Genomic DNA, 13770 nt, shown 5'->3' on the forward strand with positions numbered 1-13770 from the left:
GGCAGCGTGCTCGCCGCGCTGCCGGCCGATGGCGTGGCGGTGTTCCCTGCTGGCGATACCTACACCCCCTTGTGGCAAGAGTTGGCTGCCGGCCGGGCCACCTGCCTCTTTGGTGAGCAGGCCGATGGCGCCCAGGCTTTTGCCAGCGATGTGCAGTGGCAAGAGGGTGCCTGGCATTTGCAGCTGCACCTGCCCGGTGGCGCTGCGCCCGTGGTGCTGCAGATTGCCGGCCGCCACAACGTGCGCAATGCCTTGGCCGCCGCTGCTTGCGCCCATGCCGCCGGTGTGCCGCTGGCCGCCATTGCCCAGGGCCTGTCGGCGTTCGAGCCGGTCAAGGGCCGTTCGCGCGCGCTGGCCCTGCCCGTCGCCGGCCGCAGCCTGACGGTGGTCGATGACAGCTACAACGCCAACCCGGATTCGGTGCAGGCCGCGATCGAGGTGCTGGCCGAGCTGCCAGCCGCCCAGCTCTTGGTGCTGGGTGATATGGGCGAGGTGGGCGACCAAGGGCCCCAGTTCCATGCCGAGGCCGGTGCGCTGGCCAAGCAGCATGGCATCGTCCAGTTGTTTACTTTGGGCGCCCAAAGCCAGTCGGCCGCCGAGGCCTTTGGTGAAGGCGCTCAGCATTTCGAGAGCATGCCTGCCTTGCAGGATGCGGTGTGCAAGTTGATGCCTCAGTTGGGCAGTGTGTTGGTCAAAGGTTCGCGGTTCATGAAGATGGAGCAAGTGGTGCAGGCGATGCAGTCGTGCGCAGACAAGGGCCTGAGCGCCCATGAGGAGGCCGCATGCTGATTGTGCTCGCCAGCTGGTTGCAAAGCCTCTCGCCCGAGTTCGGCTTTTTGCGCATCTTCCAGTACCTGACCTTCCGCGCGGTGATGGCGGCGATGACGGCGCTGGTGATCGGCCTGGTGGCCGGCCCCAAGGTCATCCGTACCTTGTCGGCGCTGAAGATCGGCCAGCCCATCCGGGGCTATGCGATGCAAAGCCATTTGAGCAAGAGCGGCACCCCGACGATGGGCGGCGTTTTGATACTGCTGGCGATCACCATCTCGACCGTGCTGTGGTTTGACCTGTCCAACCGCTTTGTCTGGATCGTGCTGATCGTCACCTGGGGCTTTGGTGCCATTGGCTGGGTGGACGACTGGCGCAAGGTGGTCAACAAGGACCCCGAAGGCATGCGCTCGCGCGAGAAGTATTTCTGGCAGTCGGTGCTGGGCCTGGCCTCCGCGCTGGCCCTGGTGTTCTGCATCTCGGAAAACACCAATGCCGAGGTCTGGAGCCTGTTCGTTAGTTGGGTGCAGTCGGGCTTCTCGCTCGATCTGCCACCCAACGCCGGCCTGATGGTGCCCTTCTTCAAGCAGGTGAACTACCCGCTGGGCGTGCTGGGCTTTGTGATCATGACCTACCTGGTCATCGTGGGCGCGAGCAATGCCGTCAACCTAACCGACGGGCTTGACGGCCTGGCCATCATGCCGGTGGTGATGGTCGGCTCGGCCCTGGGCGTGTTCGCCTATGTGACCGGCAGCGTGAATTTCTCGCGCTACCTGCTGTTCCCGCACATTGGCGGCACCGGTGAGCTGCTGGTGTTCTGCTGCGCGATGACGGGCGCGGGCCTGGCTTTCCTGTGGTTCAACACCCACCCGGCCCAGGTCTTCATGGGCGATGTGGGCGCGCTGGCTCTGGGCGGCGCGCTGGGCACGATCGCGGTGATCGTTCGCCAGGAGATTGTGCTGGCCATCATGGGTGGCATCTTTGTGGCCGAAGCGGTGTCGGTGATGATGCAGGTGGTCTGGTTCAAGTACACCAAGAAGCGCTATGGCGAAGGCCGGCGCCTGTTGAAGATGGCCCCCTTGCACCACCATTTTGAAAAGAGCGGCTGGCGTGAAACCCAGGTCGTTGTGCGTTTCTGGATCATCACGATGCTGCTGTGTCTGATCGGTCTGTCTACCTTGAAGCTGCGGTGAGCACCATGTCAACCGAGCACCTCCACCCCCTTGACCCTTTGGCAGAAGCCGCAGCTGCGCCCCTGGCGCCAGCGGTAGTGCCGGTGGCTGCGGCTGAGCTGGCGCAGCCTGCCGCGTTGCAGCCTGAGGTGGCAGCGCCTGGCGATGATGCCCAGGCACCGGCGCTTGCGACCACGGATGCGGCCTTGACGATGGATGAGGCCGCGCTGGAGGCCGCAGCGGATGCTGCAGCCGTGGTGGCCGGCGATGCTGCAGTGACTCCACCGGCCGACGCCTCGGCGGTGGACATGGCCCCGGTGCCCGATGTGTCGACCCTGACGGCCGCCAAGGATGCGGCGGCCTTTGTCGCGCAGATCTTTGCCGATCCTGGCATGTCCGACGCTGCCAGCAGCGAGGTGACCGCGGTGGATGTACAGCCCCAGGAGGCCGAGGTGGTCTATGCGCCGGTGCCCGCACAGTGGCCCCAAGGGCAGGAGCATCCACTGCAAGGGCAGCAGGTGCTGGTGCTGGGTTTGGGTATCTCGGGTCTGGCGATGGCGCGCTGGTGCGTGCGTTGCGGCGCCCAGGTCACGGTGGCGGATACGCGCGATGCGCCATCCCATTTGGCGCAGCTGCGCAGCGAGCTGCCGGAGGTGCGTTTTGTCGCCGGTGCCTTGTCCGCCGCGCTGGTCGATGGCCAGCCGGTGCGCGTGGTCTACCGTTCGCCTGGCCTGAGCCCCGAAACCGTAGCCCCCGTCGTTGATGCGGCGCGCGCCATTGGCTTGCCGGTCAGCGGCGAGCTGGATCTTTTCAGCCTGGCCCTGCAGTCGCTGGCCCAGGCGCATGGCTATGCGCCCAAGGTGCTGGCCATCACGGGGACCAATGGCAAGACCACGGTCACGTCGCTCACGGGGCAATTGCTCGCGCATGCCGGCATGACCACGGCCGTGGCCGGCAATATCGGCCCCAGCCTGCTCGATACGCTGTCGCAGCATATCGATGCCCAGAGCCTGCCCCAGGCCTGGGTGTTGGAGCTGTCGAGCTTCCAGCTCGAAGATGCGCATGCCTTCAACCCGACGGCAGCGACCGTGCTCAATATCAGCCAGGACCACCTGGACTGGCATGGCAGCATGGAGGCCTATGCAGGCGCCAAGGCCAAGATTTTTGGCAGCGATGCGCTGATGGTGCTCAACCGCGACGACCCGGCCGTGATGGCCATGCTGCCGCCGCCCGTGCGTGTCAAGCTGCAGCGCCCCCAACTGCGCCCCCACATCAGCTTTGGCCTGGATCTGCCCACGCAAGTGGGTGACTACGGTCTGGACGTGGTCAATGGCATGGCCTGGCTGGTGCGTGCGCAGGACGATGGCAACAGTGCCAGCAACAAGCGCAACCAGGCGGCTGCTGACGATGTGTTCCTGCAGCGGCTGATGCCCGCCGATGCGCTGCGCATCCGGGGCCGCCACAACGCGATGAATGCGCTGGCCGCGCTGGCGCTGGGCCATGCGGCAGGCGCCGGTTTTGCGCCGATGCTGTTTGGCCTGCGTGAGTACCGGGGCGAGCGCCACCGGGTCGAGCCCATCGGCATCGTCAGCGATGTGGAATATTTTGACGACAGCAAGGGCACCAATGTGGGCGCCACAGTGGCCGCGCTGATGGGCCTGGGTGCCGAGCGCCGCATCGTGCTGATCCTGGGCGGTGAGGGCAAGGGCCAGGATTTTTCGCCGCTGGCCGCGCCCGTGCTGCGCTATGCGCGCGCCGTGGTGCTGATTGGCCGCGATGCGCCGCTGATCGAGGCCGCACTGGCCGACACCGGTGTGCCGCTGCTGCACGCGCCCAGCATGGATGAGGCCGTGCTGCTGGCCAGCCAGAAGGCGGTCGCAGGCGACGCGGTGCTGATGTCGCCGGCCTGCGCCAGCTTTGACATGTTCCAAAACTACGGCCAACGCGCCGAAGTCTTCTGCCAGGCCGTTGCGGCGCTGGCCGAAGAGCGCGGTACCAGCCTGGAGGTGCAGCCATGAGCGCCGATACCGGACTGCGCAGCAGGTTCTCGGGCTGGTTCAAGCCGGCCGGGGAAAAGCCTGTGGATATCCTGCCGGTGCGCGTGGGTGGCAATGAGTACCGCCAGACGCCATCGAACACCACCAATATCTTTGGTGCCGACCAGGTGCTGATCTGGCTGGTGGTGGCCATTCTGTCCTGGGGCATCGTCATGGTGTTCTCGGCCTCGATCGCGATGCCGGACAACCCGCGCTTCGGCAAGATCGCGCATTACTACTTCTTCCAGCGCCACCTGATGAGTGTGGGGCTGGGCTTTGTGGCGGCGGTGCTCACCTTCCAGATCCCGATGAAGGTCTGGGAGCACTGGGCGCCCTGGCTGTTCATTGCCTCGATCCTGCTGCTGATTGCAGTGCTGATTCCGCATGTGGGCACGGTGGTCAACGGCGCGCGCCGCTGGCTGTCGCTGGGCATCATGAACTTCCAGCCCTCCGAGCTGGCCAAGATCGCGGTCATCATGTATGCCGCCGATTACATGGTGCGCAAGATGGAGGTCAAGGAGCGCTTCTTCCGCGCCGTGCTGCCGATGGGGCTGGCCGTGGGTATCGTCGGCGCGCTGCTGCTGGCCGAGCCCGACATGGGCGCCTTCATGGTGATCGCCGTGATCGCCATGGGCATCCTGTTCCTGGGCGGCGTCAATGCCCGCATGTTCTTCCTGATCGCGCTGGTGCTGGTAGCAGCCTTTGCGCTGATCGTGATGACCTCCGAATGGCGGCGCGAACGGATTTTTGCCTACCTCGATCCCTGGAGCGAAAAGCATGCGCTGGGCAAGGGCTACCAGCTCTCGCATTCGCTGATTGCGATTGGCCGGGGCGAGATCTTTGGCGTGGGCCTGGGCGGCAGCGTCGAGAAGCTGCACTGGCTGCCCGAGGCGCATACCGACTTCTTGCTGGCGGTGATCGGCGAGGAACTGGGCCTGGTGGGCATCATTGCGCTCTTGGGTCTGTTCTTCTTCATGATCCGCCGCATTGTCGAGATCGGCCGCCAGGCGATCCGCATGGACCGCATCTTCTCCGGCTTGGTGGCGCAGGGTATTGCGATCTGGCTGGGCTTTCAGACCTTCATCAATGCCGGTGTGAACCTGGGCGCCTTGCCCACCAAGGGCCTGACCCTGCCGCTGATGAGTTTCGGCGGCTCTGCCATCTTGATGAACCTGGTGGCGATTGCCATCGTGCTGCGCATCGATTGCGAAAACAAGGCCATGGGTGCCGGGGGGGCGCGATCATGAGCGGCAAGACGGCACTGATCATGGCAGGCGGCACCGGCGGCCATATTTTCCCCGGCCTGGCCGTGGCCCAGGAGCTGCGCAGCCGTGGCTGGACCGTGCACTGGCTGGGCGCGCCCGACAGCATGGAGGAGCGCCTCGTGCCGCCCCAGGGCTTTGCGCTGGAGCGGGTGGCGTTCTCGGGCGTGCGTGGCAAGGGGCTCATGTCCCTGGTCGGCATGCCGCTGCGCTTGTTGAAGGCCTTGCAGCAGGCGCGCGCCGTGCTGCGCAAGGTCCGCCCCGATGTGGTTGTGGGCATGGGCGGCTACATCACCGTGCCCGGCGGCCTGGCGGCCAAGCTGGCCGGTGTGCCCATCGTGCTGCATGAGCAGAACTCGGTGCCGGGCATGGCCAACAAGCTGCTGGCCCGCATGGCCCAGCGCGTGTTCAGCGCCTTTCCCCATGCGATTGACGGCGGCCAGTGGGTGGGCAACCCGCTGCGCGCCGAGTTCCTGCAGCAGCCAGAACCTGCTGAGCGCTTTGCCGGCCGCAGTGGCCCGCTGCAGCTGCTGGTGGTGGGCGGCAGCCTGGGCGCCAAGGCCTTGAACGAGGTGGTCCCTAAGGCGCTGGCGCGGATGGCACCCGAGACCCGCCCGGTGGTCACGCACCAAAGCGGCGCCAAGCAGATCGATGCACTGCAGGCCAATTACGCAGCCGCTGGTGTGCAAGCGAGCCTCACCCCCTTTATCGACGATGCGGCCAAGGCCTATGCGGATGCCGATGTCATCGTCTGCCGCGCAGGCGCCAGCACGGTGACCGAGCTGGCCGCTGTGGGGGCTGCGGCGGTGTTTGTGCCGTTTCCGGCGGCGGTGGATGACCACCAGACGGCCAATGCGCGCTTTCTGGTGGATGCCGGCGCCGGCTGGTTGGTGCAACAAAGCGTGTTGACCCCGGAAAACCTGGCTCAGATGCTAGAGAATATGCAGCGGACGGGCCTGGTGGACATGGCCCAAAAGGCAAAGAAAATGCAGAAATTGGAAGCCGCCCAAGCAGTGGCGGATGCCTGCGTGGAGGTGGCACGATGAAACACGCCATCCAACGCATTCATTTTGTAGGTATCGGCGGTGCCGGCATGAGCGGCATTGCCGAAGTGCTGCACAACCTGGGCTATGTGGTCTCGGGCTCGGACCTGTCGGACAGCAGCACCATGGCGCATCTGCGCGATGCCGGTATCACCACCTTTGTGGGCCATGATGCCGCGCATATCGCCCAGGCTCAGGCGGTGGTGACATCGACGGCGGTGCAGGCCGACAACCCCGAAGTGGTGGCCGCCCGGGCCATGGGCATTCCGGTGGTGCCGCGCGCGCTGATGCTCGCTGAGCTGATGCGCCTGCGCAAGGGCATCGCGATTGCCGGCACCCATGGCAAGACGACCACCACCAGCCTGGTGACCAGCGTGCTGGCCGAAGCCGGTCTGGACCCGACCTTTGTCATTGGCGGCAAGCTCAACAGCGCCGGCGCCAATGCACGCCTGGGCAGTGGTGAGTACATCGTGGTCGAGGCGGACGAATCCGATGCCTCGTTCCTGAACCTGCTGCCGGTGATGGCGGTGGTCACGAACATCGATGCCGACCACATGGACACCTATGGCCATGACTTTGGCCGGCTCAAGACAGCCTTTGTCGATTTTTTGAACCGCATGCCGTTTTATGGCAATGCCGTGGTCTGCATCGACAGCCCGGCCGTTGGCGACATCATCGAGCGCGTGGCCTGCAAGGTCACGACCTACGGCCTGGGCGAGAACGCCCAGATCCGCGCTGTGAACCTGCAGGCCGACAACGGCCAGATGCGCTTTTCCGTGCAGCGCCGCCTGGCCCAGCCCTTGCCCGATCTGGAGGTGGTGCTGAACCTGCCTGGCGAGCACAACGTGCTCAATGCGCTGGCCGTGGTCGGTGTGGCGGCTGCCATCGGCATCGATGACGCAGCGCTGCAGCGGGCGCTGCAAGGCTTCAAGGGTGTGGGGCGCCGTTTTCAGCGTTATGGCCAGGCCCAGCTGCCCAACGGCGGCGAGTTGACGGTTATTGACGATTACGGACATCACCCTGTCGAAATGGCTGCCACCATTGCGGCCGCGCGCGGCGCGTTTCCGGGCCGCCGGCTGGTGCTGGCCTTCCAGCCGCACCGCTACACCCGCACGCGGGATTGCTTTGAGGACTTTGTCCAGGTGCTGGGCGGCGCCGATGCGGTGCTGCTGGCCGAGGTGTATGCCGCTGGTGAGACGCCCATCGTGGCGGCCGACAGCCGCGCGCTGGCCCGCGCGGTGCGGGTGGCTGGCAAGGTCGAGCCGGTGTTTGTCGAGCAGATCAGCAGCCTGCCCCAGCAGATTCTGGACCAGGCGCAGGACGGCGACGTGCTGCTGTGCATGGGCGCGGGGTCGATTGGTGCGGTGGCCGCCAAGGTGATGGCATTGGCGGGTGGGCAAGAGCGTGTAGCGCCGCAGGGGAGCGCGGTATGAGTGAAACCATGAACAATATTGATGTGAAGGCCTTGGGCAAGGTCGCGGTGCTGATGGGCGGGAGCTCGGCAGAGCGCGAGGTGTCGCTGATGTCCGGCAAGGGCGTGCTCGCTGCGCTGCAGTCCAAGGGTGTGGATGCGCATGCGTTTGACCCCTCGCAGCAGGACCTGGGCGAGCTGCGCAAGCAAGGCTTTGCGCGCTGCTTCATCGCGCTGCATGGCCGCCATGGCGAAGACGGCACGGTGCAGGGCGCGCTGGAGCTGCTGGGCATTCCCTACACCGGCCCGGGCGTGATGGCCTCGAGCATCGCGATGGACAAGATCATGACCAAGCGCATCTGGCGCTTTGAAGGCCTGTCCACCCCCGAGTGGCGCATGGCAGCCAGCGAGCAGGACACGCGCGATGCGCTGGCCGCACTGGGCGCGCCAATGATCGTCAAGCCCGCACGCGAGGGCTCGACCATTGGCCTGTCCAAGATCAGCAGCCCCGAAGAATGCGCCCAGGCCTATGCGCTGGCCTCCCGCTACGACCCCGAAGTGCTGTGCGAGCAGTTCATCGAAGGCATGGAAACGACGTGTGCCGTGCTGGGCCAGGGCCGCAGCGCCAAGGCACTGCCGGTGATCAAGATCGTCGCGCCCGAAGGCAACTACGACTACCAGAACAAGTACTTCACCGACACCACCCAGTATTTCTGCCCCAGCGAGTTGCCAGACGAGATGGAAGCGGCGATCCGCGACCTGGCGGAAAAGGCCTTCCGCACCCTGGGCTGCCGGGGCTGGTCGCGTGCCGATGTGATGGTGCGGGCTTCGGACCAGCAGCTCTTCCTGCTGGAGATCAATACCTCGCCGGGCATGACCAGCCATTCGCTGGTGCCGATGGCCGCCCGTGCCACCGGCATGAGCTATGAAGACCTGTGTTTGCACCTGCTGGCCAATGCATCGAGCGATGCCGCCCAGGGTGCGGAGCTCTAAGACAAGGAGATGAGATCCATGGAGCAGACCATGCCAGTCCCCTTCGACGTCAAGCTGATGAACATGCTGGCCACGGCATTGTTCCTCGGCTGCGGCGCGTTGCTGGTGCTGGCTGGGGTGCGCTGGGCCATCCACCATCCGGCGCTGAGCATTGCGCGCATCGTGGTGCAGGGCGAGCTCGAACACAACAGCGCCGTGTCGCTGCAGGCCAATGTGATGCCGTCCTTGAAGGGCAACTTCTTCACGATGGACCTCGATGAGACGCGCCGGATCTTCGAGCAGGCGCCCTGGGTGCGCCAGGCGCGCATCAAGCGCGAGTTCCCCAGCACCTTGGCGGTGACGATCACCGAGCAGGATGCCACGGCGATCTGGGGCGCAGAGGGCGAGTCCCGCCTGCTCAACAGCGAAGGCCAGATGTTTGAAGGCGACTCGGCCGACCCCGATCTGCTGCACCTGCCGCACCTGTCGGGCCCGGCTGGGCGCTCGCAAGAGGTGCTGGCCATGTTCCGCGCGCTCGCGCCCATCTACGCCAAGCTCGACAACGCGCTGGTGGCGCTGGCCGAGTCGAACAGCGGCAGCTGGAAGGCCACTTTGCAGTCGGGCGCAGTCATCGAGATGGGCCAGGGCCGGGAGGATGTCCTGAGCGAGCGGGTACGTAAATTTGTTGAATCTTTGCCTGAAGTCACCGGTACCTACAGACGCAGCGTGGCATCGCTGACGTCGGCGGATCTGCGCCATGCGGGGGGCTATGCGGTGCGCATGCAAGGGGTGACCACGGGCACCTCGGCAGCGGGCCGGGCGCCAGTCAAAAAATAAAACACAGAGATGCGAAACATGAACCATACCAATCACTTGATCAGCGAGGGCTACTGACTATGGCGCGAGATAGCAAAGACGTGGTCGTCGGCCTGGACATCGGCACCGCCAAGATCATGGTGGTCGTCGCCGAGGTGCTGGGCAATGGGGAGCTCAAGCTGGCAGGACTGGGCGTGGCGCCCAGCAACGGGCTCAAGCGCGGTGTGGTGGTGAACATCGATGCGACGGTGCAGAGCATCCAGCAGGCGCTCAAGGAGGCCGAGCTGATGGCCGACCTGAACATCCAGCGCGTCTACACCGGCATCACCGGCAGCCATATCCGCGGCATCAACTCCAGCGGCATGGTGGCGGTCAAGGACAAGGAAGTCTCGGCGGCCGATGTGGCGCGCGTGCTCGACACCGCCAAGGCGATCAACATCCCCTCGGACCAGCGCCTGCTGCTGGTCGAGCCCCAGGAGTTTGCGATCGACGGCCAGGATGTGCGCGAGCCCATCGGCATGAGCGGTCTGCGCCTGGAGTCCAAGATCCATATCGTGACCGGGGCGCAAAGCGCGGCCGAGAACATCATCAAATGCGTGCGCCGCTGCGGGCTGGAAGTCGAGCAGCTGCTGCTCAACCCGCTCGCCTCCAGCCAGGCGGTGCTGACCGATGACGAGCGCGAGCTGGGCGTGTGCGTGGTCGATATCGGCGCGGGCACCACCGATGTGTCGATCTTCACCGGTGGCGCGATCCGCCACACCGCAGTGATCCCGATTGCCGGTGACCTGATCACCAGCGATATCGCGATGGCGCTGCGCACGCCGACCAAGGACGCCGAGGACATCAAGGTCGAGAGCGGCTGCGCCAAGCAGCTGCTGGCCGATCCGGACACGCAGGTCGATGTGCCCGGTCTGGGTGACCGGGGCCCGCGCCTGTTGAGCAAGCAGGCGCTGGCTGGCGTGATCGAGCCACGCGTCGAAGAAATTTTCTCGCTGGTGCAGCAAGTCATCCGCGAGTCTGGTTATGAGGAGGTGCTGTCGTCGGGCATTGTGCTGACGGGCGGCAGCGCGGTGATGCCGGGCATGGTGGAGCTGGGGGAAGACATCTTCCTCAAGCCCGTGCGACGCGGCATTCCCAAGTATTCCGGCACCCTGGCCGAGATGGTTGCGCAGCCCCGTGCTGCCACCGTCATGGGCCTGCTGGAAGAGGCCCGCATGGCCCGCATGCGTGGCTACAAGGTGGCCCAGAAGTCCGGTTCGGTGAAATCGGCATTTGGGCGTTTGAAGGACTTTATTGTGGGGAACTTTTAACCATGCATGACACCACTTGTTGGCTGGCGCAAAGCAGCCCTTCAAGGCTCAAAGGGTACGACCCTTGGAGACCTAAAGGGCCACCAGCAATCCATTGTTCATTAAAGAGTGAATTATTCGTAACCCATTTTTCTCATGTTGACGCGAGAGCGAGAGGAGCAGGCAATGACCATCGAAATGTATGAAGGCAACACATTCAACCAAGGCACCCAGATCAAGGTGATCGGCGTCGGTGGCGGTGGTGGCAATGCGGTCGAGCACATGATCGCCAACAGCGTGCAAGGTGTCGAATTCATTTCGGCCAACACCGATGCGCAAGCGCTGGAGCGTTGCCATGCCCACCGCGTGATCCAGCTGGGAGAGACCGGCCTGGGTGCGGGCAGCAAGCCTGAGAACGGCCGCGAGGCTGCCGAATCCGCGATCGAGGACATCCGCGCTGCGATCGTGGGCTCGCACATGCTGTTCATCACCGCCGGCATGGGTGGTGGTACCGGCACCGGCGCTGCCCCTGTGATCGCTCGCGTCGCCAAGGAAATGGGCATCCTGACCGTGGGCGTGGTGACCAAGCCCTTCGAATGGGAAGGCAAGCGCCGCATGTCCAATGCCGATGGCGGCCTGAGCGAGCTCGAAGCCAATGTGGATTCGCTGATCGTGGTGCTCAACGAGAAGCTGCTCGATGTGCTGGGCGACGACATCACCCAGGACCAGGCCTTTGCCCATGCCAACGATGTGCTGAAGAACGCCGTGGGCGGCATCTCCGAGATCATCAACGACCACGGCTACATCAACGTCGACTTTGCCGACGTGAAGACCGTGATGAGCGAGCCCGGCAAGGCGATGATGGGTACGGCAACGGCCAGCGGCCCGGACCGTGCACGCATCGCTGCGGAACAAGCGGTTGCTTGCCCGCTGCTGGAAGGCATCGACCTGTCGGGCGCCAAGGGCATCCTGGTGCTGGTGACCGCGACCAAGGGCAGCCTGAAGCTGGCCGAATCGCGCCAGGCCATGAGCACCATCAATGCCTACGCCTCGCCAGAGTCGCATGTCATCTTCGGCGCGGCTTACGACGAAACCCTGGGCGACGAGATCCGCGTGACCGTGCTGGCCACCGGCCTGTCCCGTCCCGTGGCCAAGCGCCAGCCGATCTCGGTGATCCAGGGCAGCGCTGGTCTGCGTACCGGCACCGACGACATCGCCTACACGCCCCAGTCGGTCAACAGCCCCGTCTCGGGTCTGGGTGTGCAAAATGCGGTGCCCATGGGCAATGCCTTTGCCAACGACTTTGCCGACAAGAAGACCCCCTCGGTCTGGCGCACCGGCCGCAATGCGGCTTCGGCTCGCGTCGATGCGATGTCGTCGAGCGGCATGGAAGACCTGGAGATCCCCGCCTTCCTGCGCAAGCAGGCGGACTGATCGCCTTGCGGGGCTTTCGTTGAAGCCAATCCAGCCTCTGGGATGGACCGGGCTTTGAAGACAACGCGCTGAAACCTTTCGGGGGTTCAGCGCGTTGTTATTAGAGGGCTGCGTGGTTGTTCGTTGTCCCGTCCGCTGTCCGTGCAAGCACGGGGGTAGCGGCTTAGTGCACAGATTGGCCGGCAAGGCAAGTGTTTGTCCTACAAGGCTTGCACTATCTGGGTGATTGGCATTTTTGCGCGTCCCAAGCGGGCGTACGGCGTAAAATCAACGAGTTATGCTCCAGCAACGAACCATCAAGTCTTTAACCCGTGCCGTGGGCGTGGGCCTGCACAGCGGCCAGCGGGTCGAGCTCACCTTGCGCCCTGCACAACCCAATACGGGCATTGTGTTTCGCCGGGTGGACCTGCCCGAGCCGGTCGATATCCCCGTCAACGCCGAAGCGGTGGTGGACACCCGCATGGCCTCGACCCTGGGCAAGGGCGATGTGCGCATCCATACGGTGGAGCATGTGATGTCGGCCTGCGCCGGCCTGGGCATCGACAACCTCTATATCGACGTGACAGCCGAGGAAATCCCGATTCTCGACGGATCGTCGGCCTCCTTTGTGTTTTTGCTGCAAAGCGCCGGTATCGAGCTGCAAAACGCCCCCAAGCGCTTTTTGCGCCTGACCAAGCCGGTCGAAATCCGCCAGGGCGAGGGTGCTGCGCAAAAGTGGGCGCGCCTGGACCCCTACCATGGCTACAAGCTGCGTTTCGAGATCGACTTCTCGCACCCGGCGGTGGATTCCACCGGCCAGACCTATGAGTTCGACCTGGGCATCGGCAACTACAGCCGCGATATTGCCCGCGCCCGCACCTTTGGCTTCACCAAGGATGTGGAAATGCTGCGCTCCAACGGCCTGGCATTGGGTGGCGGTCTGGACAACGCCATCGTCATGGACGACTACAAGGTGCTCAACAGCGATGGTTTGCGCTATGACGACGAGTTCGTCAAACACAAGATCCTCGATGCCATCGGTGACCTCTACATCGTGGGCTATCCCTTGCTGGCCGCCTACAGCGCGTTCCGCTCGGGCCATGGCCTCAACAACCTGCTGCTGCGCGAGCTGATGCAGCGCCAGGACGCCTGGGACATCGTCACCTTTGACCATGTGCGCGAAGCCCCGCAGGGCTTTGCACAGTCTGCGCTGGCCTGGTAAGGCTGGGCTGCACGGATGCTGCTGTTTCGCTGGATCTTCATGCTGCTGGTGCTGATGGCAGCCCTCAGCTTTTGCTTTTACCTGGGCACCGGCCAGCGCCGCTACCGCCAGTGGTCCCTGCTGCTGGTCAAATGGACCGTGGTCGCGGGCCTGGCCTTCTTTGCGGTGCTCTTTGTCGGCCGCATGGTCTGAGCCAGACCGGCCTTGGGAAGGCCGCGCGACAGGTAAAGTGCGGTAAACCCAGGCTTGCCCCGGGCGGGCCAACACCGGCCCCAGCCCTCTGCCCATGCGGCTTTGCCGCCTCCTTCCCAACTTTACAAATGACACATACCGGTGCGCAGCACCGGCCTTGGGTAAACGGTGGCG

The 13770-nt window shown here is 64.6% G+C and carries 12 protein-coding genes; all 12 read left to right on the forward strand.

Annotated elements, in window-relative coordinates; all coding sequences use genetic code 11:
* Positions 1-789 (forward strand): glutamate ligase domain-containing protein (locus H928_RS33150; RefSeq protein WP_043339366.1); only part of this gene is annotated, 789 nt, incomplete at its 5' end.
* Positions 783-1961 carry a phospho-N-acetylmuramoyl-pentapeptide-transferase gene (gene mraY, locus H928_RS0108835; protein WP_021026163.1) on the forward strand — a complete coding sequence of 393 codons (1179 nt, stop codon included), beginning with the start codon at positions 783-785 and terminating at the stop codon, positions 1959-1961. The genes H928_RS33150 and mraY, both read left to right, overlap by 7 nt.
* 5 nt (positions 1962-1966) lie before the next feature.
* A complete protein-coding gene (gene murD / locus H928_RS0108840; RefSeq protein WP_052329858.1) occupies positions 1967-3958 on the forward strand; it encodes a UDP-N-acetylmuramoyl-L-alanine--D-glutamate ligase in 1992 nt (663 codons plus the stop codon).
* Complete coding sequence (gene ftsW, locus H928_RS0108845) at positions 3955-5223, forward strand: putative lipid II flippase FtsW (protein ID WP_021026165.1); 1269 nt, start codon at positions 3955-3957, stop codon at positions 5221-5223. The genes murD and ftsW overlap by 4 nt, the downstream gene beginning before the upstream one ends.
* On the forward strand, positions 5220-6284 hold the full coding sequence (gene murG / locus H928_RS0108850) for an undecaprenyldiphospho-muramoylpentapeptide beta-N-acetylglucosaminyltransferase (RefSeq protein ID WP_021026166.1): 1065 nt from the start codon (positions 5220-5222) through the stop codon (positions 6282-6284). Before ftsW ends, murG begins: the two co-directional genes overlap by 4 nt.
* Positions 6281-7714, forward strand: coding sequence for a UDP-N-acetylmuramate--L-alanine ligase (gene murC / locus H928_RS0108855; RefSeq protein ID WP_027010729.1), 1434 nt, complete (start codon positions 6281-6283; stop codon positions 7712-7714). Before murG ends, murC begins: the two co-directional genes overlap by 4 nt.
* Positions 7711-8685, forward strand: a complete 975-nt coding sequence (locus H928_RS0108860; RefSeq protein ID WP_021026168.1) for a D-alanine--D-alanine ligase — start codon at positions 7711-7713, stop codon at positions 8683-8685. Before murC ends, H928_RS0108860 begins: the two co-directional genes overlap by 4 nt.
* A gap of 30 nt (positions 8686-8715) precedes the next feature.
* Positions 8716-9501: a cell division protein FtsQ/DivIB gene (locus H928_RS0108865; protein WP_232539438.1), complete on the forward strand. Its 786-nt coding sequence runs from the start codon at positions 8716-8718 to the stop codon at positions 9499-9501.
* A gap of 59 nt (positions 9502-9560) precedes the next feature.
* Positions 9561-10790: a cell division protein FtsA gene (ftsA, locus tag H928_RS0108870; RefSeq protein ID WP_021026170.1), complete on the forward strand. Its 1230-nt coding sequence runs from the start codon at positions 9561-9563 to the stop codon at positions 10788-10790.
* 165 nt (positions 10791-10955) lie between these two features.
* Complete coding sequence (gene ftsZ / locus H928_RS0108875; protein ID WP_021026171.1) at positions 10956-12203, forward strand: cell division protein FtsZ; 1248 nt, start codon at positions 10956-10958, stop codon at positions 12201-12203.
* 277 nt (positions 12204-12480) lie between these two features.
* Positions 12481-13404 carry a UDP-3-O-acyl-N-acetylglucosamine deacetylase gene (gene lpxC, locus H928_RS0108880; RefSeq protein WP_021026172.1) on the forward strand — a complete coding sequence of 308 codons (924 nt, stop codon included), beginning with the start codon at positions 12481-12483 and terminating at the stop codon, positions 13402-13404.
* A gap of 15 nt (positions 13405-13419) precedes the next feature.
* A complete protein-coding gene (locus H928_RS32725) occupies positions 13420-13596 on the forward strand; it encodes a hypothetical protein (RefSeq protein ID WP_021026173.1) in 177 nt (58 codons plus the stop codon).
* Positions 13597-13770: the final 174 nt, after the last annotated feature.

Origin of the sequence: Comamonas sp. B-9 (assembly GCF_000410635.1) — a bacterium.
Taxonomy (GTDB): domain Bacteria; phylum Pseudomonadota; class Gammaproteobacteria; order Burkholderiales; family Burkholderiaceae_C; genus Comamonas.